Origin of the sequence: Gilliamella sp. wkB292, from assembly GCF_001690235.1 — a bacterium.
In the GTDB taxonomy this organism is placed as follows: Bacteria; Pseudomonadota; Gammaproteobacteria; order Enterobacterales; family Orbaceae; genus Gilliamella; species Gilliamella apicola_F.
In genome coordinates, this window is sequence record NZ_LZGO01000028.1 from 21,428 (window position 1) to 45,418 (window position 23,991).

Genomic DNA, 23,991 nt, shown 5'->3' on the forward strand with positions numbered 1-23,991 from the left:
AATTGATTTGACTAACCATCTGTTAAGCGACGCGTCATCCAATAATGTTTTTTCCAATAATCTTCATTTAAACTAGAATAAATTACACCTTTAGATGTCGATGCATGTAAAAATTTACCATCAGCATAATAAATACCAACATGTAGACCACTTTGGCTACGACCAGTTTTAAAGAATACTAAATCACCTGCTTTAGGTTGAGTAACTTTATAACCTAACTGAGCTTGAGCTGATGCACTTCGAGGCAATGTCTTAGAAAGTTTATTTTTGAAAAAATTAACAACTAAACCAGAACAATCGCTACCAGATAATGTCGTTCCACCGAACCGGTACGGGGTTTTTTGCCATTTTTTATAGTGAGATTCAATCTTTGCTAACATTTGCGGGTCAGGTTTAGTGGTTTTCGTTGATACCTGCCCTTGACTTGTACTACATCCAAATAACATAAAAAGAGAAAAAAGCAAAGTCGTTATTAAAAATCGCTTCTTCACACTAAAAAAGTTGTTCGGCAACATGCTTGATCGTCGATTGTCTTTTTTTGTCATTTCTTTTTGTTCCTTTATTTAAAGTCGACCATTGCGAATAGCGTCTTGCTATTTTTAGCTCTTTTGGCAACACACCTTTTTCCCACTCTTGTTGTTCTAATTTTGACAACTTTATAGGATAAGTGTTCGCATGGCTGCGATGATTTAAACTTTCTTTCAGACTAAGCAGTCGTAAAGAAAGAAAACAAATAATAACATCATCAACACTTAGTTTACTATAACCAGAAAGCTGATACCGCATTCTAGAACCATAATGTTTGGCAGTTTGCATTATACTGCCTACTGCTGCTCCTATTAAAGCAGCTGAGCCAAGCGTAATTCCACCAGTGGCTAAATCTATGCTTGCCCCTATAGTTGCACCTGACACAAAACCTTTTGTCAAATGCACACCCATTCGTTTTAATGCATCAATATTAAATAGATCTGCATTATAGCGCCCTTTTATTAAAGGTAAAGCCTCAAAACGCTCTAAATCAGAATTAAATTGATAAATTTTCAACAATTCATTTACTGCCAATTGCTCGCGCTTTCTAACTTGATCTTGCATTTGAGCAATTGCTTGCTGATCATCAATTTTTGCCATCTTATAAAAGGCAGTAACATCAACAAGTGCTTCAGCAATAATCAAATTAGCATTTTGATTACGAGATTGTCGCATTTGTGCAATTTGATCTAACCATTGATCTAAGATCTTTTTGGCAGGTTCGAGCAATAAAGCAAGACTTTTATATAATCGTTCCTCGCCATCTAGGGGCGGAACTATAGCGTCAAAGCGTATAATAGCATGTATCCCTACGCGTGAGAGTAATCTTTTCCATTCCTTTTCATTTTCTTTTTCGCTTGCAGTAAAATTTAATACAGCAAGCATTGGTTTATCACCACTAGCGAGTATTGCAAGCTCATCATGATATTTATCTAAAATAGGCTCGCGCACGTCTATAACATAGATTGCCGCATCACTTTTAAGCAATTGTCGGATCACTTTTGCTTCTTGATCAAAACTATTTTCAGCTTCTGGGCTTTGTAAAAAAATCGTTAATTTATCGATCCCGTCTAGTTTACCGCTATCGACAGTTAATTGATGAATATAATCGTACAACGCTAAGCTGTCTTCCAATCCAGGCGTATCATAATAAATGATAGATTGATTATTTGCTAAAGGTAATGTAATGGACTGGACATTCCTTGTGGTTCCCGGTTTATCTGAAACTTCACCAAATTGACTATTATGTATTAAAGTCCGCAGTAATGACGTTTTACCGACATTGGCATGACCGACTACAGCTAATTTTAATGTTGTTAACATGTCAAAACTCCTCACTTAACCAAGTGGGTGTCGCTAATTGTAGCGATAAAGCTTGCCAGTTTTTCATTTGCTTACCGTTATTGATAAACCAAAGGCGATTTTGCTGTGATTTATTCATAAGCTGATTAATTAAATTTAACATTCCTCTGTCTGGTGCTCTATCGGTATCAATAGCAATCAATAACTTCTTAGCTGGCGTTAATTGCAAATAATCTAAAATGTTGCGACGCTGTTCTCGCGTATTTAAAAATCCTAAAAACGTAACCGAATTTGGTGGGGTCCAGCTTTCAGTGATATCAATTGCGACTAAAAAAGATCCCTTTGCATTTTCAATATAGTGATAAGGTAAATAATTTGTGGAACGCTCACCATGCTTATCTTCATCTTCTACATTCACTAAAATAGGTTGTAGCTCGTTAGCTAAAACCTGAAAATGTGGATGTTTTGTGTCCAATTTCACTTTTCGACTGCAAATCAACCAATTAATAGCGCAAACTATCATACATAAAAATCGAACAGCTACGCCATAAACAATAAATACACCTAATAACCATACTGCCCAAGCAAAACGCGCATCACCAGCATTTAATGCGTGCTCACTCGCCCGAATAACATCATCATTAGGGATGGCAAAACCAATTAAAGCAGGTATCGAACCTAAATAATGCGTTAAATCAACAATAGTAGCAGAGCTTAATAAAGTTGTTTTCCATTCAAAACGATAATGTTCAGTTGAAAACAGTACAACTAATACCACCAGTGCACTCGTTAATATAAAAGTCCAAAAAAGATTGAGCACAAAACCAATTAACCAGCGAATTTGACCACCAAATAATTCAACAAAAGCGGGAATAAGTTGTTGTACAGTCTTTTTTTGTGAAAATTTTTTAGTTAACCATAACCAACAGTAAACCAATATACTGCCACCCAAATTTGAAAAAAAGAAAAAAGAAATCAACCAAACCACTAAGGTAATTAAATGCACGCCAAGTAGACTAAATAACGCCCAATATAAATTAATCGGATTTTGACTTAAGGCACTTAACGCCAATGAGGCACCAAGAATAATAGAAAGAAAAATTAATATAATAAAAGAGAGATTTGCTGCCCGTAATAATGTCTGTTGGGCTGAAAATAAGCCATTTTTTTTAGACAACATTAATGCACGCATCACAATGCGATTAATAGATGAAGTTTGAGAAGCTCTTACTTGTCGATTAATGTCTTGATCCGCAAAACGCCCAGATTCTTGTTCAATTAAATGAATAGTTTGAGCAATCCATAATGATTTTAACTCTTCACGCATTGTGTATAATTTTCGCCATCACTTTAATGAATAACAAAAACAAACGCGACATATGTCGCGTTAACAATTAGATATAACAACTTATTGTGTAATTTCACCAATTTTACTTAATAAAGTTTGAATACGTTGTTGCCATATTTGTTGATCTTGTTTAAGTTTTTCGTTTTCGTCTCGCAATGCTTTCATTTCGTCAGAACTATCATTAATTAATTGTTCTAACTCTTGATTACCTTGTTTTAATGTTGCAATTTCTTGTTGCAAAGCAGTGATTGTATTAACAGTATGTTGAATTTTATTTTCTAATTGGTTCAAAATTTCTAATGACATATTTTTCCTCAAGCTCAAAATATTTGGTGTATAATGCAAACCATTATAGCGAATTCATTCTAAAATCAACACTATTTTAAACTTTAAGTTGGAGAAAATTATGCGTAAACCACTAGTCATGGGGAATTGGAAACTCAATGGTAGCATTGATATGGCTAAAAACTTAGTAGAAGGACTTCGAAATGAGTTATCTACTGATATTGAATGCAGTATCGCTATAGCACCACCAGTTGTCTATCTTGATTTTGTTAAACATCAGTTGGGCGGTTCAAATATCATTTTAGGTGCGCAAGATGTAGATGTGAATCTTTCAGGGGCATTTACGGGTGAAGTATCAGCTAACATGTTAAAAGAAATTGGTGTAACACATGTTATTATTGGGCACTCTGAACGACGCACTTATCATAAAGAATCAGATGAGTATATTGCTAAAAAATTTGGCGTGTTAAAAGATGCAGGACTTGTGCCAGTACTTTGTATTGGTGAAACAGAATCTGAAAACGAAGCAGGACAAACACAAGCGGTTTGTGCTCGTCAAATTGACGCGGTTATCAAAGCATTAGGTGTACAAGCATTTAATGGTGCAGTTATTGCCTATGAACCGGTTTGGGCAATTGGTACAGGTAAATCAGCTACGCCTGCGCAAGCACAAGCTGTACATAAATTTATTCGTGAACATATTGCTAAACAAGATGTTAATGTTGCTGAGCAAGTTATCATCCAATACGGTGGTTCAGTAAATGATAAAAATGCAGCAGAGTTATTTACTCAGCCAGATATTGATGGTGCATTAGTCGGTGGTGCATCGCTAAAAGCCGATGCGTTTGCAGCGATTGTAAAAGCAGCAGAACAAGCTAAAAAATAATTTAATGACGCCTGCAAAGGCGTCTTTTTTATAGAATTTTATGTAAACTATTTTTTTCCAGCTGGGGCATAACGAGAAGGCCAAATAGTTTCGACCGGAACTTGTAAATATTCAGAAATAATTCTTTCGTATTTAGGACAATGACGATATAGTGCATTTCTTAAAGTATCAGCTTGTAATCCACTTGCTCTCGATAAAGCTCTTAAATTTCCACCTCTAATTTTAATTTCGCCCACGACTCTTGATGGTGACCAGTCTTGATCTTGTTCTCTCATTATGAGATCCTCTATTGGTTAATTTTTTTGCTATTGTAATGATTATCGGTATTACAACGCTGAATTGATATGAATTTACCGGCAGAGAATAACATATAAAAAAACGAAACAAAACTACAAAAACAAAAAAAACACATGAAATGGAATAGAAAATGAACAAAAAGAACTTTAAAACACTTAATGAGCAAGAAAAAACGTCGATTTTAATAAACACAGGAGTAATAAATTTCAAAAATCGATTAACATTAGTATTAGAAGGACTATCAGGTAATGCTTTTGCTAAAAAAGTAGGCATGTCTGAAGCAGTAATCCGAGATTATTTATCTGGTAAAACTTATCCTTCACTTAATCGCTTGGCCATTATTGCGCACAAGTGTGAAGTTCCAATAGAGTGGTTAGCAACAGGAAAAGGCGAATGTAGATTGTTAAGTGAATCGCAAAATCGAGGATCAATAAATATACCTTTCCACAACCTAAATAAAACGAGTAATTCTTTAGCCGACATTCAATCTATTCCTTTCGAAACGAGCTTACTTAAACATCAAGATTGTCATAATGATGATCTAACAGCGGTATGGGCTAAAGGTGATAGCATGGAACCTACAATCGCAAACCATGACATTCTTATCATTAATAAAACATATTGCAAACCTATTGATGGTTATTTGTATGCAGTGCAGTACGATGACCAAATCAGTATAAAGCGAATTCAAAATCAAGGTTCTAATTTAGCCTTATTATGTGACAATTCGAAATATCCAACTATTATGGTTGATAAGAATTCACCACTCGATTTTGAAATTATTGGTCATGTTGTTTATCTTTTGAAAAAACTAAATTAACTATAGTAAATAAAGTCACTTATTCATGATTGAATGAGTGACTCAAAAAAGAAAAACTCGTTTTTTTCCGCGCAAATATCGAACAAAAATCACGTTTAAAAATGTTTAAAATATTATGAACGCCCAAATATTGCAAAAAGCTCTGCTGAATTAGCCAAATTGATACTGGTATAGCTTTATGCTTTTTTATCCAAATATGATAGAATTAACCTAATTTTTTAGTCTAATTATTTTGTTATTATGCCAAATTTAAATTCATCCAAAAAAGTTGTTGTCGGCATGTCTGGCGGCGTTGACTCTTCTGTTTCAGCATATTTATTACAGCAACAAGGTTATCAAGTTGTTGGATTATTTATGAAGAACTGGGAAGAAGACGACACAGAAGAATATTGTTCTGCATCAGTTGATTTAGCTGATGCTCAGGCCGTATGTGATAAATTGAATATTAAATTACACACAATCAATTTTGCCGCTGAATATTGGGACAATGTATTTGAACATTTTTTATCTGAATATAAAGCAGGTCGAACCCCTAATCCCGATATTTTATGCAATAAAGAAATTAAATTTAAAGCATTTTTGGAATATGCAGCCGAAGATCTTGGTGCAGATTTTATTGCAACAGGACATTATGTGCGCAAACGTGAACACAATGGCAAAGTCGAATTATTGCGAGGCATCGACAACAATAAAGACCAAAGCTATTTTCTTTACACACTAAGCGAAGCACAAATTCATCAAAGCCTTTTCCCTGTTGGTGAGCTTGAAAAACCTCAAGTTCGTGAAATAGCGAAACAATTAGGTTTAGCCACTGCTGCCAAAAAAGACTCAACAGGAATCTGTTTTATTGGCGAACGTAAATTTACTGACTTTCTCGCACGCTATTTACCGGCTAAATCAGGACCTATCAGAACCGTGGATGGCAAAGTCATTGGTCAACATCAAGGTTTGATGTATCACACATTAGGACAACGTAAAGGACTTGGCATTGGTGGTTTAAAACAAGCCGATGATACGCCTTGGTATGTTGTTGATAAAGATCTTATCAATAATGAATTAATTGTAGCGCAAGGACACGATCATCCTGCCCTATTTTCAAATGGATTAATTGCCAGTCAATTGCATTGGGTAAATAGACAAGTCATCACTGAGCCATTTAATTGCACGGTAAAAACTCGCTACCGCCAAGAAGATATTATTTGCCGTGTAAATCCTTTATCTGAGGATAAAATTGAAGTGATCTTTGCCCATCCTGTTGCCGCCGTAACACCAGGACAATCCGCTGTTTTTTATCAAGGTGAAGTTTGCCTTGGGGGTGGTATTATAGAAGAGAGAATTATGGGCAATAAGGAGTTTTAGAATGAATAATAAATATCATCATATTGCTATAGCCCTTGCTGGTGTTGCTCAAAGTGCGATATTAATTCCTCAACTGGCCAATACAGGGGTATGCAGTAACTCACTTTATGAACGATCAATTAAAAGCGTGTTTGAAACTTCGCCCAGAACAACAGCAGATGTTTATGATGGACTTGAAAACATAAAAACAGGATTACAAACACTAATCCAATTGCTATCTTCTGGACAGAAAGAGCAGATCGAAATTATTCGTTATCTTTTTGGTACATTAAATATTACCAGCAAATTATTAAAAAATAATGATGCTTTAGATAAGATCGATCAGCGACTTAAACGCATTGCAAGTCTTTATCCTGATACAAATATTGATACCATTAATAGCAATATTGAAGATTTATCATACTCATTAGCGGGGATCTACTCCGATATTATTAGTCCTTTAGCGACCAAAATAAAAGTTATAGGTAAACCAGAATTTTTACAAAACTCACTAGTGCAAGCTAAAGTAAGAACATCGCTACTGGGTTGTGTTCGTTCTGCAATTTTATGGTATCAAGTTGGAGGTGGTCGATTACAGTTTTTATTTTGTCGTAAACGAATCAATAATGCGGCACAACAATTATTACAAGATATCAATACAACAATTTAATTTATATTTTCAATATGATACTTAAATAGAGTCACGGAGTTGAACCGATGGAATTATCTGCACTTACAGCCCTTTCACCTATTGATGGTCGTTATGGTGATAAAACAATAGAATTACGTACCATTTTTAGCGAATTTGGATTATTAAAATACCGCGTTGAAGTTGAAGTTCGTTGGTTACAAAAATTAGCTTCACAAGAGAATATTCCTGAAATTCCAGCACTAAGTCAGTCAGCTACTCATCATTTAAACCAAATTATTGAACAATTTAATCAAGACGACGCATTACGCATTAAAGCGATCGAAAAAACAACCAATCACGATGTAAAAGCCGTTGAATATTTTCTTAAAGAAAAAGTCAGTACTAATGAAGAACTCCATGCTATTAATGAGTTTATTCACTTTGCTTGCACTTCTGAAGATATCAATAATTTATCTTATGCTTTAATGCTAAAAACAGCAAAAGAGACTGTTTTAATTCCTTATTGGCAAAAAGTAATTGATAAAATTACGTTGCAAGCAAAAGAGTATTGTGACTTACCTTTACTATCTAGAACCCATGGACAACCCGCTACACCAACAACTATCGGGAAAGAGTTTGCCAATGTTGTCTATCGATTAAAACGCCAATTAAACCAGCTTCAATCCGTTGAAATATTAGGAAAAATAAATGGGGCTACCGGTAACTATAATGCCCATATGGTTGCTTACCCACATGTTGATTGGCACAATTTAAGCGAAGAGTTTGTTAGTTCATTAGGTCTAAAATGGAATCCTTACACAACCCAAATAGAACCACACGATTATATCGCTGAATTTTTTGATTGTGTTGCGCGTTTCAATACTATCTTGATCGATTTCGATCGCGATGTTTGGGGCTATATTGCTTTAAATCACTTCAAGCAAAAAACTGTAACTGGTGAAATCGGATCATCAACCATGCCGCACAAAGTCAATCCAATTGATTTTGAAAATTCAGAAGGTAATTTAGGTCTTGCCAATGCCATTATGAATCATCTAGGCGGTAAATTACCGGTTTCTCGCTGGCAACGTGATCTAACCGATTCGACTGTATTACGAAACTTAGGTGTTGGAATTGGCTATGCGATTATCGCTTACCAATCAACTTTAAAAGGCCTAAATAAGTTAGAAGTTAACCAAACATACTTGCTTGACGAACTTGACCGTAATTGGGAAGTATTAGCTGAACCGATCCAAACTGTAATGCGCCGCTATGGTATAGAAAAGCCATACGAAAAATTGAAAGAATTAACACGTGGTAAACGAGTTGATGCTGAGGGCATAAAACAGTTTATTGAATCCTTAGATTTACCTGAAGACGAAAAAACTCGATTAAAACAGCTAACACCGGCTAATTACATTGGTTATGCGGTGAATTTTGTAGATAAGCTTTAATCATTTAAAAATAGTCTGAATAGTAATAGCATTTTGCTTTTCAGACTAAGCTATCAACTAATTTAAACTAAAAAATCACTATACTTAGTTATACAATAGGAAAATCAATTGAAGATTCGCATTGCAACTCGAAGAAGTCCTTTAGCCTTATGGCAAGCTAATTTTGTTAAACAAAATCTACTTTTGGCACATAAAAATTTAACTGTCGAGCTTATACCAATGATGACTCAAGGCGATATCATTCTTGATAGTCCACTTGCCAAAATTGGTGGTAAAGGTCTTTTTGTTAAACAGCTTGAACAAGCTATATTAACTAACCAAGCCGATATTGCGGTTCATTCAATAAAAGATATTCCTGCACAATTTCCTGAAGGCTTAACCCTTGCGACAATTTGTCAACGAGACGATGTGCGTGATGCCTTTATTTCTAATCGCTATTCCAATTTAGATGAACTACCTAAAGGCGCAATTGTCGGTACATCAAGCTTACGCCGCCAATGTCAGTTACGCGCTAAATACCCCCATTTACACATTAAAGATCTTCGTGGTAACGTTGGCACTCGTTTAGCAAAACTTGATAACCAAGAGTATGACGCAATTATCTTAGCATCTGTTGGTCTAAAGCGCTTAGGATTACAAGATAGAATTAAACAATATATTGATACCAATTTAATTTTACCTGCCGTTGGTCAAGGAGCCATTGGTATTGAAACTCGAGCAAATGATAAACCATTGTTAGAAATTCTATCTGTACTTGATGATAAAAATAGCCGGATTTGCATCGAAGCTGAAAGAGCGATGAATAAAGCTTTACAAGGAGGATGCCAAGTCCCTATCGCCTGCTATAGCCAATTAAACAATGATATATTATTATTACAAGGTCTAGTTGGAAGTATTGATGGTTCTAAAATTATCCAAGCAACAGTAGAAGGTAGCATTAGTGAACCAGAAAAAATAGGGCAAACACTGGCTGAACATTTACTAGAACAAGGTGCCAAATCTATATTACAGGAATTAAAGGACGGATGATTTTTGTCACTAGACCCTCACCTGAGGGTGAACAACTAACCCAATTATTAAACCAAGCAAACTTGCCTGCACAACATCTTCCATTTTTTAAAATTTTACCCGGACACGATCTTCAAAATTTACAAGAACAACTCAATAAACTTCATCCTAATGATATGGTGCTTGTCGTTTCACCACAAGTCGCTTATATTATTAACAACTATCTTCCCAAGTTAACCTTACCGACTGACATTCGTTATTTTGCAATTGGCAAAAAGTCAGCACAATTATTTAACCAATTAACAACGGCGACAGTCAATTATCCCGCTCAAGAAAACAGCGAAGGACTATTAGCCAAAATTCAACAACAATCAGTCCAAAACCATACTATTTTAATTTTATGTGGTAACGCAGGTCGACAATTATTGGCACAAACTCTGACTATTCAAAAAGCCAATGTAAAATCAATTGAATGCTATTATCGCGAGCCAATAAATTACCCAACTAATATTTTATCGAGTAATATAGCTAAACAAATAATCATTATCACTAGCTTAGAACACTTAAATCAACTCGAACGATACAGCAGTTTTCAACATAAACAGCTGACTCAACTATTGGTAACTAGCCAACGAATATTTAACGCAGCAAAACAGTATCAATGGCAAAAAGTTTTATTAGTAAATGGCGCAAATAATCAAAATCTTTTAAATGTTGTCGAGTTACACTACTCATAACAATATAAAACGATAAAAGTTTAATAAGTTGCATATTTTATTAAAAATAAGGATGGAAAATGAAACTCAGCTTACTCATTTTAATCTCTCCACTACTACTTACCAGTTGCTCAAATCAATTTGAACCATTTGTTGGCATCACTTCCGGTAAAAACAAAACCTATGCTGCACCAGTGGAAGCGATTGAATATAATTATGAAAATATGAATGGTGGCAGTATTGGTGGTGGTTGCATTCCTGATACGCCAGGAATCGATGACTATGATGTTGGTAAAAAGCGCTACGGTGGCGGTTCAACTTGTGGCGCAGCTGCTCTGCGTGCGCACTGGACGCCAGGTATGACAATGCGCATTTCTTGGACATTATTCCCCTACCCAGGCTGGCAAGCCAAAATATTAAATTTACCAGGTGTAGTAATTGACCGTAAAGAATCAGATATTATTGACCAATATGATGAATCCTATAGTACAGTGATCCCATTACCTCCACCACCACCGTCAGCGGGCGATGATTTTGGTAAGGTCGATAATATCACTGTACACTTTCTACCATGTAATCAGATATTTATTACTTATGGCACCATAGAAGAAGGACGTAATCCAGTATACTGGAAACTATTTGCTGAAAGCCAAAAACTATGCACACCACGTCCAAGCATTAAATCAATGGCAGATTATCGAAAAAACAAAGCCAAAATGGATGCCATTAAAGCTGAACGAGCAAAAATCCCACAAGTGATTTTGCCACGTTATATCAAACAATTAGAACTAGAAGGTAAATTACCTGTCAGTAGTGATAAAAAATAGTCGGTGACAACAAAACAATAAAGCACCTAAAAGAATAATCACTAAAGCAAAAATAAGACAATATAAGCCCTGATGTGAACAATAAAAAATAGGTGATAATAAGGAAAGAGTCATGAAGATCACAAATCAAACAGTAACTTTTAAAAGTGCTAAATTAAAAACCTACTGGCGCTGGCTTACCTTACTGCTTGTACCGCTAGCAATAACTGGTTGTTCCAATCAATTTGAACCATTTGTTGGTATTACCTCAGGTAAAAATAAAGCCTATGCTGCACCAGTGGAAGCGATTGAATACAATTATGAAGATATTGTAGGTGGCAGTATTGGTGGTGGTTGTATTCCCAATACATCAGGAATTGATGATTATGATGTTGGTAAAAAACGCTATGGCGGTGGTTCAACTTGTGGCGCAGCTGCTCTGCGTGCGCATTGGACGCCGGGCATGACCATGCAGATTTCATGGACATTATTACCCTACCCAGGCTGGCTACCCAAAGTATTAAATCTACCAGGGATAGCAATTGACCATAAAGAATTAGATATTATTAACCAATATGATGAATCCTATAGTACAGTGATCCCATTACCTCCACCACCACCGTCAGCCGGCGATGATTTTGGTCAGGTCGCTAATATCACCGTGCACTTTCTACCATGTAATCAGATATTTATTACTTATGGCACCATAGAAGAAGGACGTAATCCAGTATACTGGAAACTATTTGCTGAAAGCCAAAAACTATGCACACCACGTCCAAGCATTAAATCAATGGCAGATTATCGAAAAAACAAAGCCAAAATGGATGCCATTAAAGCTGAACGAGCAAAAATCCCACAAGTGATTTTGCCACGTTATATCAAACAATTAGAACTAGAAGGTAAATTACCTGTCAGTAGTGATAAAAAATAGTCGGTGACAACAAAACAATAAAGCACCTAAAAGAATAATCACTAAAGCAAAAATAAGACAATATAAGCCCTGATGTGAACAATAAAAAATAGGTGATAATAAGGAAAGAGTCATGAAGATCACAAATCAAACAGTAACTTTTAAAAGTGCTAAATTAAAAACCTACTGGCGCTGGCTTACCTTACTGCTTGTACCGCTAGCAATAACTGGTTGTTCCAATCAATTTGAACCATTTGTTGGTATTACCTCAGGTAAAAATAAAGCCTATGCTGCACCAGTGGAAGCGATTGAATACAATTATGAAGATATTGTAGGTGGCAGTATTGGTGGTGGTTGTATTCCCAATACATCAGGAATTGATGATTATGATGTTGGTAAAAAACGCTATGGCGGTGGTTCAACTTGTGGCGCAGCTGCTCTGCGTGCGCATTGGACGCCGGGCATGACCATGCAGATTTCATGGACATTATTACCCTACCCAGGCTGGCTACCCAAAGTATTAAATCTACCAGGGATAGCAATTGACCATAAAGAATTAGATATTATTAACCAATATGATGAATCCTATAGTACAGTGATCCCATTACCTCCACCACCACCGTCAGCCGGCGATGATTTTGGTCAGGTCGCTAATATCACCGTGCACTTTCTACCATGTAATCAGATATTTATTACTTATGGCACCATAGAAGAAGGACGTAATCCAGTATACTGGAAACTATTTGCTGAAAGCCAAAAACTATGCACACCACGTCCAAGCATTAAATCAATGGCAGATTATCGAAAAAACAAAGCCAAAATGGATGCCATTAAAGCCGAACGAGCAAAAATCCCACAAGTGATTTTACCACGCTATATCAAACAATTAGAACAAGACGGTAAATTACCCGTTAGTAGTGATAAAAAATAGCGGTGATAGCAAAACAATAAAGTAACTTAAAAAATAATCATTACAACAAATAATAAAATGATATAAATGCTGATGTGAGCGATAAAAAATAAGCGATATAAGGAAAGAGTCATGAAGATCACAAATCAAACAGTAACCGTTCAAAGTGCTAAATTAAAAATTAACTGGTGCTGGCTTACCTTACTGCTTATACCGCTAGCAATAACTGGTTGTTCCAATCAGTTTGAACCATTTGTTGGTATTACTTCCGGAAAAAATAAAGCCTATGCTGCACCAGTGGAAGCGATTGAATATAATTACGAAAATCTTAGTGGTGGTTGTATTCCCAATACATCAGGAATTGATGATTATGACGTTGGTAAAAAACGCTATGGCGGTGGTTCAACCTGTGGCGCAGCTGCTCTGCGTGCGCATTGGACACCTGGCATGACCATGCAGATTTCATGGGAATTATTACCCTATCCAGGCTGGAAACCTAGAATTTTAAATACAGCAGGTTTAAATGTTGATAGAAACGAAGCCAATTTAATTCATCAATATGATGAATACTATTCTACCGAAATACCTTTGCCACCGCCACCACCGTCAGCGGGTGATGATTTTGGTCAGGTCGCTAATATTACCGTGCACTTTCTACCATGTAATCAGATATTTATTACTTATGGCACCATAGAAGAAGGACGTAATCCAGTACACTGGAAACTATTTGCTGAAAGCCAAAAACTATGCACGCCGCGTCCAAGCATTAAATCAATGGCAGATTATCGAAAAAACAAAGCCAAAATGGATGCCATTAAAGCCGAACGAGAAAAAATCCCACAAATCATTTTACCACGCTATATCAAACAATTAGAACAAGACGGTAAATTACCCGTTAGTAGTGATAAAAAATAGCGGTGATAGCAAAACAATAAAGTAACTTAAAAAATAATCATTACAACAAATAATAAAATGATATAAATGCTGATGTGAGCGATAAAAAATAAGCGATATAAGGAAAGAGTCATGAAGATCACAAATCAAACAGTAACCGTTCAAAGTGCTAAATTAAAAATTAACTGGTGCTGGCTTACCTTACTGCTTATACCGCTAGCAATAACTGGTTGTTCCAATCAGTTTGAACCATTTGTTGGTATTACTTCCGGAAAAAATAAAGCCTATGCTGCACCAGTGGAAGCGATTGAATATAATTACGAAAATCTTAGTGGTGGTTGTATTCCCAATACATCAGGAATTGATGATTATGACGTTGGTAAAAAACGCTATGGCGGTGGTTCAACCTGTGGCGCAGCTGCTCTGCGTGCGCATTGGACACCTGGCATGACCATGCAGATTTCATGGGAATTATTACCCTATCCAGGCTGGAAACCTAGAATTTTAAATACAGCAGGTTTAAATGTTGATAGAAACGAAGCCAATTTAATTCATCAATATGATGAATACTATTCTACCGAAATACCTTTGCCACCGCCACCACCGTCAGCGGGTGATGATTTTGGTCAGGTCGCTAATATTACCGTGCACTTTCTACCATGTAATCAGATATTTATTACTTATGGCACCATAGAAGAAGGACGTAATCCAGTACACTGGAAACTATTTGCTGAAAGCCAAAAACTATGCACGCCGCGTCCAAGCATTAAATCAATGGCAGATTATCGAAAAAACAAAGCCAAAATGGATGCCATTAAAGCCGAACGAGCAAAAATCCCACAAATCATTTTACCACGTTATATCAAACAATTAGAACAAGACGGTAAATTACCCGTTAGTAGTGATAAAAAATAGTCGGTGACAACAAAACAATAAAGTAACTTAAAAAATAATCATTACAACAAAAAATAAAATGATATAAATGCTGATGTGAGCGATAAAAAATAAGCGATATAAGGAAAGAGTCATGAAGATCACAAATCAAACAGTAACTTTTAAAAGTGCTAAATTAAAAACCTACTGGTGCTGGCTTACCTTACTGCTTATACCGCTAGCAATAACTGGTTGTTCCAATCAATTTGAACCATTTGTTGGCATCACTTCCGGTAAAAACAAAACCTATGCCGCACCAGTGGAAGCGATTGAATACAATTATGAAAATCTTAGTGGCGGCAGTATTGGTGGTGGTTGTATTCCTAATACACCAGGAATTGATGATTATTTAGTTGGTAAAAAACGCTACGGTGGTGGTTCAACTTGTGGTGCAGCCGCTTTGCGGGCAAAATGGACCCCCGGCATGAGCATGAAAATTTCATGGGATTTATTACCTTATCCTGGATGGCGACCTAAAGCATTAAATCTACCAGGAGTAAACGTAGATCGAAAAGAGAAAGAGATTATCCTTAAGTATGAAGAATATTATTCAACTGAAATCCCATTACCTCCACCACCACCGTCAGCCGGCGATGATTTTGGTCAGGTCGCTAATATCACCGTGCACTTTCTACCATGTAATCAGATATTTATTACTTATGGCACCATAGAAGAAGGACGTAATCCAGTACACTGGAAACTATTTGCTGAAAGCCAAAAACTATGCACGCCGCGTCCAAGCATTAAATCAATGGCAGATTATCGAAAAAACAAAGCCAAAATGGATGCCATTAAAGCCGAACGAGAAAAAATCCCACAAATCATTTTACCACGCTATATCAAACAATTAGAACAAGACGGTAAATTACCCGTTAGTAGTGATAAAAAATAGCGGTGATAGCAAAACAATAAAGTAACTTAAAAAATAATCATTACAACAAATAATAAAATGATATAAATGCTGATGTGAGCGATAAAAAATAAGCGATATAAGGAAAGAGTCATGAAGATCACAAATCAAACAGTAACTTTTAAAAGTGCTAAATTAAAAACCTACTGGTGCTGGCTTACCTTACTGCTTGTACCGCTAGCAATGACAGGTTGCTCAAATCAATTTGAACCATTTGTTGGCATCACTTCCGGTAAAAACAAAACCTATGCCGCACCAGTGGAAGCGATTGAATATAATTACGAAAATCTTAGTGGTGGCAGAGTTGATGGTGGTTGCTTCCCAGACCCCCTAGAAATTGTTGATTATGATGTGGCAAAGGGATGGTGCGGATCAAACTGTAGCACTGCGGCATTAAGAGCTAAATGGACGTCCAGTATGACAATGAAGATTTATTGGGTAGTCTTACCATATCTAGGTTAGAGAATAAACGCGTTAAATTAATTTAGCATGAATTTAGCTCATGATGAAAGTGATTCGACCAAAATGCCATTGCCACCACCCCCCCCCATCAGCCAGCAGTGATTTTGGTAAAGTCACGAATATCGCGATACATTTTTACCTTGTAAGTAAATATTCATCACACATGTCACCATAGCGTAAGGACGCAATTCGGAACGTAAAACTATTTTGCCAAAATTTGTGTATGCCGGCACAAGTATCACATCAATGGCGAATTACCATAAAAATAAATCCAAAATGGATACCATAAAAACCACGTAATTGAAGATGCCGCAGGTAGTTCTGCCATGTGATATCAAACAACTAAATGCAGAAGGCAAATGGCCGATTAATACCGAAAAGAATTAATCGATAATAAAATAAAAATACATCGGTTAAGTAACTAAAAATTTAAAAATAGAATGAATTTAACAAATATTGTTACTCAATAAATAATTGCTTTTGATATTATAAAAGCGAAAATACTTACTAATTGATTAGCTATATTTTTTGAATTATAAAAATTTAACGATAACGAGAGTACGATGGCATTAACATTTAATGACGGTGTTCGAGCATGCATTCCAACATTACTTGGCTATATTGGTATTGGCATTGCAGCTGGAGCTGTAGGTAAAGCAGCAAATTTATCAATTTTAGAAGTCACGCTATTGGCGATAATGGTTTATGCTGGTGCGGCGCAATTTATTATTACCGGTTTAATGATTGTTGCAACACCAATTTCAGCAATTATTTTTACTGTTTTTTTAGTTAATTCTCGCCATTTTTTAATGGGCATGGCAACTGCACCAACGTTTAAAAAGTATTCTTTATTGAATAATATTGCGATAGGTAGCTTATTAACCGATGAAAGTTTTGCGGTAGCAATGAATGCAATTGCGAATAAAAAAACAATCAATTGTGCATGGATGCATGGCCTGAATTTAACCGCTTACTTTGCTTGGATTTTATCTTGTTTGATTGGAGCATTAATTGGTAAATGGTTACCCGATCCTGCACAGTTTGGCTTAGATTATGCCTTAGTTGCTATGTTTATTGGTCTTTTATATTTACAACTTATAAGTGATAAAAATAAAAGCATGAAAAATCGGTTATTAGCAATGTTGACTGTAACTATTGTATTAATTTTTTTATTACGATTTTTATCCGCTGAATTGGCAATACTGGTCAGTACGTTTGCGGGATGTTTTATCGGCGTTGCCATGGAGCGTAAAGCATGAGTATTTATAGTTTACTGATTATATTAGGATCAGGATTAGTGACTTGGTTACCCAGAATTATTCCATTCATATTAGTACGAAAATTACAATTACCTGATATGGTAATTCGATTTTTATCCTATGTTCCGATATGTATATTAACTGCTTTATTTGTACAAAATCTGTTTATTGTAAGATCTGGCTCGTTTCCTGAGTTTAATCTTGAATATTGCTTAGCGGCGATTCCAACAATTATTGTGGCACTATTAACAAAAAACCTAATGTTAATTGTGGTAACAGGCATGTGTGCGATGTCTGTAATTCGTTACTTTTTGAACTAATAGTTGTAGTTGTTATTTCACAAAAAGGCAGGACAACCGTCCTGCTTATTATGTTCTCTCTTTATTTTCAAGCTTATTGATAGCATTTATAATCTTATTAGCTTCGGCTGTTTGTCCTACTTGATTAAGGTAATTCGCCATTGCTTTTTGGTAAGCCATATTATTTAGAATTGCTTTAGGTTGTGATTTCCACCATTTTATTAATGCTAATGGATCGCTATCAGCTGACAATTGCTTAATACGACCAATATAAGCGGCTTGTTTAAATTGATCTAATTGAGATTCACTATAAGCCTTAACTTTGTACATAGCAGGCATTAAATCTATCACAGCTTGATAATCACCCATATCATAAAAGAGTTGATCGGCAAGTCTTAATACTTCTGGATGACGTGGTTTTTCATTCAATAGCTGCTCTATTGTTTTTCGCGCTAAAGCATATTCACGGTTTTTAATTTGTAAACGTATCTGTACCAGTTTGAAAGCAAATATCTCATTAGGTTGACAGTTTTGTGCAGCTTGTTCCAAAGATTGATTGGCTGAAACCAATTCATCATTATCTATTTGCGCTTGTGCAGCAAGCAAATAAGATAATGCCGAATTGTTCGACACTTTAGCTGATTTCATAAAAAACTTACTAGCTTGTTGATAATCGCCTTCAAGAAGTGAAATTTGTGCCATCTCAAGCCGTTTAACAACTTTTTTAGGTGATTTTGAACGTAACCATTCCCCTAAAATTGTTTTGGAATTAAAAATTTTCTTTAAAAACCAATAAACAATATATAAGCAAAATAAAGCTAATAACTCAAGTATGACAAATGAATTAAATGACATACTGACTTTATAATTTGCAACTTCAAAAACGGCTGAACCTTGATGACCTTGTAATAACGGACCTAACAAAAAACCCGCCACCAACACTAAGAAAATAATCAATATTTTTAGCATTATTATTCTCCTATTTAGCCAACATTGAACGCACACGCGATTGCATTAATTTTTCTAATTCCGTCGCGCTTGCTAATTTATCTGGAACAGATTGATTACTGATTGATTGACTTTGTAAATTCTCAAGATCATCTAAGAAAGCCTTAACATCAGGCGCATTACCATCAAAATAAGCATTAACCCATAATGCAGCATCACTCAAAGCTCGTTGGTAAACAAGATCTTGATGTCTTGGTACAGCCTGAGCTGCAATCAATAAACGAAAACGAATATTTTCACGTAAATAGAGTGATTGTTCTAAATTTAGTGGTGTTTTCAATATTTGACATCTCACAATCTGTTTTTCATCTTTTTGAGCTTTAGATAAACAAGTTGCAAAATTTTTCTCATTTTCGTCAATTTTTTCAATGGTAATGAATTTATCTAAAAATGACTCAGCATTAGTTAATAAATTTTTTGACCAATCGAAAACAGACGACGTTATTTCGTGATGATTATTTTTCTCTGTTGGCTCTTCGGTTACTTCTTTTGAAGTCGATGGAGCATTAACTGATTGCGCTGATGATATGTCATCATTATATTGTGTCATCCCTAAATCTATTTCTTTGTAATTTCCAACCAACGGTAACTCTGTTAGGGATTCAGAAAGTCCAATTAAATTCATCACAATACCATCATAGTCAATAAAACTAACTTTTGACAGTGAAGTAATATCTTGATTAATCGCTTGTCTTGCCGGTATCAAGCTAGGATCATCAGCTTGCGCTAAACTTTCATCTGCACTTTTAAGCAATAATCGAGCGGTTGTATAATCTTGATCATTCCAAATTTTTCTACCCGCTAAATGTACCAGATAATTTGCTTGAGATATCAACCACACGCTGTTATCTGTTGTTGACATAGCCGAAAGGCGCTCGTTTAAATTATGGAAATTTTGTTCATTTAATTTTGAAGCATCATTTATTTGATTGGTTAACTCTTGTTGATTTTTTTGTTGGTCATTAAGTTGGCGATCAACTCGCTGTTCCAAAGATGAAAATTGTTGGTTTTGCTTATTTACCGCATCGGTGATGCTATTTTGCAAATCATGAACAATACTATCTTTGGTACTTTGTTTCAAATTGGCAAGTTCAACTTGTAGACTTGCAATTGTCTTTTTTTGATTTTCGACTTGCAAATGTCCATGATAAAAAACAAAGCCGCCTAAACCAATGGTTAAAGCAATCGCCAAGATGGCTAACTTTGATGTGGGCACTTTATTTGAATTATTTTTAGTAGCTGATAAATTGGATTTTTTTTCAACTTCAGGACTAGATTGGGCATTTATTGGCATTTTTTTATCTTCAGTCATAGTCTTATTCGCTTTATATTCAGTTTTTATTATAGGTGAAAGGCTAAATGAGGTCGTATTTATTGTTGAAAGCGTTGCATTAGCACCATAATATTTTAATGGCATAATTCACTCCACTTAGCTTTGGTTTAAATGACAGTATTATGACATAGAGTCATCACAGTTTTAACTAAAATTTGATTAGTAACAAATCAAATCATTTTAATTAGTTATTTTTAAATTGATTTTGTTGATTAACTTAATCTCTTTATTTTAGTATTTGTCATATTAATTGTTATCCTTTCTAATTAATATTATGTTTTTCAACATTGACCAGTGATTTTATCTTTAGCCTTTCGCTGCTTGATATAACGTGGTTAAACGAATAGAAATAGTGTTATAGGGGTATATGGGCTATATTATTTACCATAGATTAAATGATACTTAAAAATTTTATTGCTAAATAAAGATAACCAAGACATGCATATGGCACATAAAATTTTTGCAATTATTATTTTTTGAGTAGTATTTTATTTATACTTTCATCAAAACTATATTGTGATATCCATACCATAAAAAATTGCTGCTAAAATTAGCAGTTGATCAAATTTATCTTTCTGATCCACATAATAAAATTTAATTATTTTTTATAGTCGTTTTGATGTATCGTCAGCATACTGTTAACTCATTACATTGCAATAATTTTAATAACATATCATTACATCAAGTATAAACATAAGTAATTTTATGTTCGCTATACCACAATCCAGCAAATTATTTTGTTATAATATCTCTATTTCGTTTTAGTTATCTAATTTAGTTATCTAATCAACCTTTTCTTACTAAGTGATAAAATTTTATGTATACAGGAACCTTGTTTATTATTTCAGCACCAAGTGGTGCGGGTAAATCAAGTTTAATTCGGGCTTATTTAGCACAGAATAATCAACATCCGGCTAAAGTCTCAATTTCGCATACCACTCGCGACCCTAGACCGGGCGAACAACATGGCCAACACTATTACTTTATCGATCATAAGCACTTTGAATCGTTAATTGATAATCAAGCTTTTGTTGAATATGCCCATGTTTTCGATCATTACTATGGCACGTCAAAAGCCGAAATTGAAGAAAGTTTATCGCAAGGTATCAATGTATTTTTAGATATTGATTGGCAAGGCGCGCAGCAAGTCAGAAAAAAAATGCCGTCAGCAAAAAGTATCTTTATTTTACCGCCTTCTTTAAAAGAGCTTGAAAACCGCTTAGTAAAAAGAGGACAAGATGACGCCAATGTGATTCAAAAACGGATGCAAAAAGCGCAGGCTGAAATTTCACACTATAACGAGTATGACTATGTGATTATCAATGACGATTTCGATTGTTCATTAAATGCATTAAATTCCATTATTACTGCAGCTAGCTTAGAACAACAAAAACAAAGTATTAGCAATCAACAATTACTAAAAGAGCTACTCAGCAAATAATTATGCATCTGTTATGATGCAATCAATAGCGCAAATTGATTTATATTTTTTTATCATTGTTGACCGTTAACTATGAATATTAAAATGAATTAATCATCATCAATCAGCTAATCTATCGCCGATTTTATTCGGCGATATCAACTTAAATAATTGATTAATTACCTAATGCTTTATCTGCATGGCTATTTTGGATTAATTCTATTTTGTAACCATCAGGATCTTCAACAAAAGCAATAATGGTGGTGCCACCTTTTACCGGTCCTGCTTCGCGAGTCACTTTACCACCTGCTTGTTTAACGTCTTCGCACATTTTTGCTACATCATCCACACCAATAGCAATGTGCCCGAAAGCGCTACCATGCTCATAGCTGTCTGTACCCCAGTTATAAGTCAACTCGATTACCGAACTTGTTGATTCATCGCCATAACCAACAAATGCTAATGAATATTTGTACTCAGTATTTTCACTGGTTCTTAACACACGCATTCCCATTACACGAGTATAAAAATCAATTGATCGTTGTAAATCTCCGACCCTAATCATTGTATGTAATATACGCATCGCTTTATTGTTCCTTTTATAGTAATGATGATTTCAATAATTTTATATATTCATAACGAGCCAATCAAATTTTTTATGCCTGAATTTGCATATTGATAATATATGATGTGGATTGAAGAGAAAGCGTAAAGATTTTATTGGTGAACGACTTACTGCAGATAGTTAAATGAATAATTTTGCGAAAATAGACTTCGCTTAGAACGCTAACAAGCAAAGTCTATTTTATTTAGAAAAAAGGGAAAATTACTTCTTAATTTCGCTATTATAACGAGGCGATGCGCTAATTTGTTTACCATTACTGACTAAACGTACTTTTTGCCCTGCAAAAAAATCATTAGCAGATCCTTTTTGCACAATAACGATGTTGCCGCCGTTTTCTCGCTGAATTTCTAGCTCAACTGCACTAGTTTGGCTAGCTTGATTTTCAATTGCACTACCTAACACTGCACCACCGATTGCTCCAGTTGCAATCGCTACAGCTTGCCCTGTACCATTACCTACAGTGTTACCTAAAACGCCACCAAGTACTGCACCACCTAATGAACCTAAAATATTTTCACTTCTACCATCAGAGGCATTAGTTTGGATTTTCACTGGGCGAACAGACACAACTGTACCATAACTAACTTGTTGAACCTGTTTTGCTTGATCTGTTGTATAAACATCGCCAGAATATATATCACTATTACCACAACCCGTTAAAATTGCTGCTAAAATAGCTAAAGTGACGATTTTTTTCATAATTTATTCCTCATATAATTTGAGTATGAGCATGCTCATACTATTTTTTAGCATAATATTCTTTTATAAAAACGACAATATCATTTTCACTATTTTATCACTAGATAATATTATTTCTTAGCAAGTTGAGTTATACTCAGGTTAATAGTTTATCTACCATACAATAAGTATATGAAACGGTTATTTTTTCAATTAATATTATCAGTTATGATATGTGCCTGCCATGATACCAATCAACAACAAAAAATAGATAATGAAGCAATTGTTGAGAGTAAAAATAAAGATTGTTTATCAGATAATGCAGGCAATAATTTGCATCAACTCGACAATATTGCGATTGCAGCGCAAGGGTGTCCCGTAAAATAACTTAATAGGCATAATTAACATAATGAAAACTATCGAAATAGACGAAGAATTATATCAATTTATTGCAGCACAAACTAAACATATTGGTGAAGATGCATCAAGTATTTTGCGTCGTTTGTTAAAGATCAATCAACCTGTAAAAACAACAATTAATACTACCAGTCAAGCAAACAATCAATATACTTTATTCAATGAATTACTAACGAGTGATACTTTTGTTAATGAAAAATCAATTATAAATCGGTTCATTCTGTTGCTTGGTGCGCTTTACAATTATAACCCAGCTTTATTTTCAATTGCGGCTACATCATTGCATGGCAGTAAACGGCAATATTTGGCAAAAGATAAAGAGTCATTAGAAACATCCGGTAAAAATACAAAGCCGCGTGAAGTAATTGGCACGCCGTATTGGGTAATCAGCAATACCAATACTGCCAGAAAAGTCTATATTATTGAATCAATTATGAGTGATATGGGTATATCAGAAAATATGATTAATCGAGTGATTGAAATTTTTTCATCGCAGAACAAATAAAATCACATG

The 23,991-nt window shown here is 35.0% G+C and carries 28 protein-coding genes; 19 read left to right on the forward strand and 9 right to left on the reverse strand.

All coding sequences use genetic code 11. The annotated features are described in order from the left end of the window. Positions 1-11 precede the first annotated feature (11 nt). The 4 genes from A9G09_RS02800 to zapB all read right to left on the reverse strand — a co-directional run bounded on the left by A9G09_RS02800 (position 12) and on the right by zapB (position 3,484). Positions 12-545: a C40 family peptidase gene (locus A9G09_RS02800; protein ID WP_081297457.1), complete on the reverse strand. Its 534-nt coding sequence runs from the start codon at positions 543-545 to the stop codon at positions 12-14. Continuing rightward, complete coding sequence (locus A9G09_RS02805) at positions 493-1,851, reverse strand: DUF3482 domain-containing protein (RefSeq protein ID WP_065633397.1); 1,359 nt, start codon at positions 1,849-1,851, stop codon at positions 493-495. The genes A9G09_RS02800 and A9G09_RS02805 overlap by 53 nt, the downstream gene beginning before the upstream one ends. Position 1,852: 1 nt before the next feature. Beyond that, positions 1,853-3,157: a DUF2868 domain-containing protein gene (locus A9G09_RS02810; protein WP_065633398.1), complete on the reverse strand. Its 1,305-nt coding sequence runs from the start codon at positions 3,155-3,157 to the stop codon at positions 1,853-1,855. 81 nt (positions 3,158-3,238) lie between these two features. After that, positions 3,239-3,484 carry a cell division protein ZapB gene (zapB, locus tag A9G09_RS02815; protein WP_065633399.1) on the reverse strand — a complete coding sequence of 82 codons (246 nt, stop codon included), beginning with the start codon at positions 3,482-3,484 and terminating at the stop codon, positions 3,239-3,241. A gap of 100 nt (positions 3,485-3,584) precedes the next feature. Here zapB and tpiA point away from each other — a divergent pair, with 100 nt between their 5' ends. Further along, positions 3,585-4,349, forward strand: coding sequence for a triose-phosphate isomerase (tpiA, locus tag A9G09_RS02820; RefSeq protein WP_065633400.1), 765 nt, complete (start codon positions 3,585-3,587; stop codon positions 4,347-4,349). A 47-nt stretch (positions 4,350-4,396) separates the two neighbouring features. Here tpiA and A9G09_RS02825 read toward each other — a convergent pair whose 3' ends face one another. After that, a complete protein-coding gene (locus A9G09_RS02825) occupies positions 4,397-4,624 on the reverse strand; it encodes a helix-turn-helix domain-containing protein (RefSeq protein WP_065633401.1) in 228 nt (75 codons plus the stop codon). Between the two features lie 152 nt (positions 4,625-4,776). Here A9G09_RS02825 and A9G09_RS02830 point away from each other — a divergent pair, with 152 nt between their 5' ends. The 15 genes from A9G09_RS02830 to A9G09_RS02900 all read left to right on the forward strand — a co-directional run bounded on the left by A9G09_RS02830 (position 4,777) and on the right by A9G09_RS02900 (position 18,017). After that, entirely contained in the window at positions 4,777-5,466 is a 690-nt protein-coding gene (locus A9G09_RS02830) for a LexA family transcriptional regulator (RefSeq protein WP_065633402.1), read from the forward strand. A 240-nt stretch (positions 5,467-5,706) separates the two neighbouring features. Beyond that, positions 5,707-6,825 carry a tRNA 2-thiouridine(34) synthase MnmA gene (mnmA, locus tag A9G09_RS02835; protein ID WP_065633403.1) on the forward strand — a complete coding sequence of 373 codons (1,119 nt, stop codon included), beginning with the start codon at positions 5,707-5,709 and terminating at the stop codon, positions 6,823-6,825. Between the two features lies 1 nt (position 6,826). Further along, complete coding sequence (gene hflD / locus A9G09_RS02840) at positions 6,827-7,474, forward strand: high frequency lysogenization protein HflD (RefSeq protein ID WP_065633404.1); 648 nt, start codon at positions 6,827-6,829, stop codon at positions 7,472-7,474. Between the two features lie 47 nt (positions 7,475-7,521). Next, complete coding sequence (gene purB, locus A9G09_RS02845) at positions 7,522-8,889, forward strand: adenylosuccinate lyase (protein WP_065633405.1); 1,368 nt, start codon at positions 7,522-7,524, stop codon at positions 8,887-8,889. A 108-nt stretch (positions 8,890-8,997) separates the two neighbouring features. Beyond that, positions 8,998-9,918 carry a hydroxymethylbilane synthase gene (hemC, locus tag A9G09_RS02850; protein ID WP_065633406.1) on the forward strand — a complete coding sequence of 307 codons (921 nt, stop codon included), beginning with the start codon at positions 8,998-9,000 and terminating at the stop codon, positions 9,916-9,918. After that, a complete protein-coding gene (locus A9G09_RS02855; protein WP_065633407.1) occupies positions 9,915-10,634 on the forward strand; it encodes a uroporphyrinogen-III synthase in 720 nt (239 codons plus the stop codon). The genes hemC and A9G09_RS02855 overlap by 4 nt, the downstream gene beginning before the upstream one ends. Positions 10,635-10,693: 59 nt before the next feature. Next, complete coding sequence (locus A9G09_RS02860) at positions 10,694-11,440, forward strand: DUF3304 domain-containing protein (protein ID WP_065633408.1); 747 nt, start codon at positions 10,694-10,696, stop codon at positions 11,438-11,440. Between the two features lie 112 nt (positions 11,441-11,552). Further along, a complete protein-coding gene (locus A9G09_RS02865; protein ID WP_065633409.1) occupies positions 11,553-12,350 on the forward strand; it encodes a DUF3304 domain-containing protein in 798 nt (265 codons plus the stop codon). A gap of 112 nt (positions 12,351-12,462) precedes the next feature. Further along, entirely contained in the window at positions 12,463-13,260 is a 798-nt protein-coding gene (locus A9G09_RS02870; RefSeq protein WP_065633410.1) for a DUF3304 domain-containing protein, read from the forward strand. Between the two features lie 111 nt (positions 13,261-13,371). Further along, positions 13,372-14,154: a DUF3304 domain-containing protein gene (locus A9G09_RS02875; RefSeq protein ID WP_065633411.1), complete on the forward strand. Its 783-nt coding sequence runs from the start codon at positions 13,372-13,374 to the stop codon at positions 14,152-14,154. 111 nt (positions 14,155-14,265) lie between these two features. Beyond that, a complete protein-coding gene (locus A9G09_RS02880) occupies positions 14,266-15,048 on the forward strand; it encodes a DUF3304 domain-containing protein (protein WP_065633412.1) in 783 nt (260 codons plus the stop codon). A 112-nt stretch (positions 15,049-15,160) separates the two neighbouring features. Then, on the forward strand, positions 15,161-15,958 hold the full coding sequence (locus A9G09_RS02885) for a DUF3304 domain-containing protein (protein ID WP_065633413.1): 798 nt from the start codon (positions 15,161-15,163) through the stop codon (positions 15,956-15,958). Positions 15,959-16,069: 111 nt separating this feature from the next. Next, entirely contained in the window at positions 16,070-16,438 is a 369-nt protein-coding gene (locus A9G09_RS02890) for a hypothetical protein (RefSeq protein ID WP_065633414.1), read from the forward strand. A 563-nt stretch (positions 16,439-17,001) separates the two neighbouring features. Then, positions 17,002-17,697 carry an AzlC family ABC transporter permease gene (locus tag A9G09_RS02895; protein WP_065633415.1) on the forward strand — a complete coding sequence of 232 codons (696 nt, stop codon included), beginning with the start codon at positions 17,002-17,004 and terminating at the stop codon, positions 17,695-17,697. Next, positions 17,694-18,017: an AzlD domain-containing protein gene (locus A9G09_RS02900; protein ID WP_065633416.1), complete on the forward strand. Its 324-nt coding sequence runs from the start codon at positions 17,694-17,696 to the stop codon at positions 18,015-18,017. The genes A9G09_RS02895 and A9G09_RS02900 overlap by 4 nt, the downstream gene beginning before the upstream one ends. 48 nt (positions 18,018-18,065) lie before the next feature. Here A9G09_RS02900 and A9G09_RS02905 read toward each other — a convergent pair whose 3' ends face one another. Together A9G09_RS02905 and A9G09_RS02910 are read right to left on the reverse strand one after the other, a co-directional pair. Continuing rightward, on the reverse strand, positions 18,066-18,965 hold the full coding sequence (locus A9G09_RS02905; protein ID WP_065633417.1) for a heme biosynthesis HemY N-terminal domain-containing protein: 900 nt from the start codon (positions 18,963-18,965) through the stop codon (positions 18,066-18,068). Positions 18,966-18,975: 10 nt separating this feature from the next. Then, positions 18,976-20,421: a uroporphyrinogen-III C-methyltransferase gene (locus tag A9G09_RS02910; RefSeq protein ID WP_065633418.1), complete on the reverse strand. Its 1,446-nt coding sequence runs from the start codon at positions 20,419-20,421 to the stop codon at positions 18,976-18,978. Positions 20,422-21,154: 733 nt separating this feature from the next. Between A9G09_RS02910 and gmk the strand changes: the two genes are divergently transcribed. Further along, entirely contained in the window at positions 21,155-21,778 is a 624-nt protein-coding gene (gmk, locus tag A9G09_RS02915) for a guanylate kinase (protein ID WP_065633419.1), read from the forward strand. Positions 21,779-21,932: 154 nt separating this feature from the next. On the opposite strand, the gene gloA is transcribed toward gmk, so the two are convergent. Together gloA and A9G09_RS02925 are read right to left on the reverse strand one after the other, a co-directional pair. Continuing rightward, positions 21,933-22,340 carry a lactoylglutathione lyase gene (gloA, locus tag A9G09_RS02920; RefSeq protein ID WP_065633420.1) on the reverse strand — a complete coding sequence of 136 codons (408 nt, stop codon included), beginning with the start codon at positions 22,338-22,340 and terminating at the stop codon, positions 21,933-21,935. Positions 22,341-22,583: 243 nt separating this feature from the next. Continuing rightward, entirely contained in the window at positions 22,584-23,084 is a 501-nt protein-coding gene (locus tag A9G09_RS02925) for a glycine zipper 2TM domain-containing protein (protein ID WP_065633421.1), read from the reverse strand. A 168-nt stretch (positions 23,085-23,252) separates the two neighbouring features. On the opposite strand from A9G09_RS02925, the gene A9G09_RS02930 reads away from it, so the two are divergent. Both A9G09_RS02930 and A9G09_RS02935 read left to right on the forward strand, forming a co-directional pair. Next, complete coding sequence (locus tag A9G09_RS02930; protein WP_065633422.1) at positions 23,253-23,447, forward strand: hypothetical protein; 195 nt, start codon at positions 23,253-23,255, stop codon at positions 23,445-23,447. 22 nt (positions 23,448-23,469) lie between these two features. Next, positions 23,470-23,982, forward strand: coding sequence for a hypothetical protein (locus tag A9G09_RS02935; RefSeq protein ID WP_065633423.1), 513 nt, complete (start codon positions 23,470-23,472; stop codon positions 23,980-23,982). Positions 23,983-23,991: the final 9 nt, after the last annotated feature.

Coding starts and splice junctions, on each gene's coding strand:
- A9G09_RS02800 (WP_081297457.1), bottom strand. CDS start 545: ATGACAAAAAAAGACAATCGACGATCAAGCATGTTGCCGAACAACTTT.
- A9G09_RS02805 (WP_065633397.1), bottom strand. CDS start 1,851: ATGTTAACAACATTAAAATTAGCTGTAGTCGGTCATGCCAATGTCGGT.
- A9G09_RS02810 (WP_065633398.1), bottom strand. CDS start 3,157: ATGCGTGAAGAGTTAAAATCATTATGGATTGCTCAAACTATTCATTTA.
- zapB (WP_065633399.1), bottom strand. CDS start 3,484: ATGTCATTAGAAATTTTGAACCAATTAGAAAATAAAATTCAACATACT.
- tpiA (WP_065633400.1), top strand. CDS start 3,585: ATGCGTAAACCACTAGTCATGGGGAATTGGAAACTCAATGGTAGCATT.
- A9G09_RS02825 (WP_065633401.1), bottom strand. CDS start 4,624: ATGAGAGAACAAGATCAAGACTGGTCACCATCAAGAGTCGTGGGCGAA.
- A9G09_RS02830 (WP_065633402.1), top strand. CDS start 4,777: ATGAACAAAAAGAACTTTAAAACACTTAATGAGCAAGAAAAAACGTCG.
- mnmA (WP_065633403.1), top strand. CDS start 5,707: ATGCCAAATTTAAATTCATCCAAAAAAGTTGTTGTCGGCATGTCTGGC.
- hflD (WP_065633404.1), top strand. CDS start 6,827: ATGAATAATAAATATCATCATATTGCTATAGCCCTTGCTGGTGTTGCT.
- purB (WP_065633405.1), top strand. CDS start 7,522: ATGGAATTATCTGCACTTACAGCCCTTTCACCTATTGATGGTCGTTAT.
- A9G09_RS02855 (WP_065633407.1), top strand. CDS start 9,915: ATGATTTTTGTCACTAGACCCTCACCTGAGGGTGAACAACTAACCCAA.
- A9G09_RS02860 (WP_065633408.1), top strand. CDS start 10,694: ATGAAACTCAGCTTACTCATTTTAATCTCTCCACTACTACTTACCAGT.
- A9G09_RS02865 (WP_065633409.1), top strand. CDS start 11,553: ATGAAGATCACAAATCAAACAGTAACTTTTAAAAGTGCTAAATTAAAA.
- A9G09_RS02870 (WP_065633410.1), top strand. CDS start 12,463: ATGAAGATCACAAATCAAACAGTAACTTTTAAAAGTGCTAAATTAAAA.
- A9G09_RS02875 (WP_065633411.1), top strand. CDS start 13,372: ATGAAGATCACAAATCAAACAGTAACCGTTCAAAGTGCTAAATTAAAA.
- A9G09_RS02880 (WP_065633412.1), top strand. CDS start 14,266: ATGAAGATCACAAATCAAACAGTAACCGTTCAAAGTGCTAAATTAAAA.
- A9G09_RS02885 (WP_065633413.1), top strand. CDS start 15,161: ATGAAGATCACAAATCAAACAGTAACTTTTAAAAGTGCTAAATTAAAA.
- A9G09_RS02890 (WP_065633414.1), top strand. CDS start 16,070: ATGAAGATCACAAATCAAACAGTAACTTTTAAAAGTGCTAAATTAAAA.
- A9G09_RS02895 (WP_065633415.1), top strand. CDS start 17,002: ATGGCATTAACATTTAATGACGGTGTTCGAGCATGCATTCCAACATTA.
- A9G09_RS02900 (WP_065633416.1), top strand. CDS start 17,694: ATGAGTATTTATAGTTTACTGATTATATTAGGATCAGGATTAGTGACT.
- A9G09_RS02905 (WP_065633417.1), bottom strand. CDS start 18,965: ATGCTAAAAATATTGATTATTTTCTTAGTGTTGGTGGCGGGTTTTTTG.
- A9G09_RS02910 (WP_065633418.1), bottom strand. CDS start 20,421: ATGCCATTAAAATATTATGGTGCTAATGCAACGCTTTCAACAATAAAT.
- gmk (WP_065633419.1), top strand. CDS start 21,155: ATGTATACAGGAACCTTGTTTATTATTTCAGCACCAAGTGGTGCGGGT.
- gloA (WP_065633420.1), bottom strand. CDS start 22,340: ATGCGTATATTACATACAATGATTAGGGTCGGAGATTTACAACGATCA.
- A9G09_RS02930 (WP_065633422.1), top strand. CDS start 23,253: ATGAAACGGTTATTTTTTCAATTAATATTATCAGTTATGATATGTGCC.
- A9G09_RS02935 (WP_065633423.1), top strand. CDS start 23,470: ATGAAAACTATCGAAATAGACGAAGAATTATATCAATTTATTGCAGCA.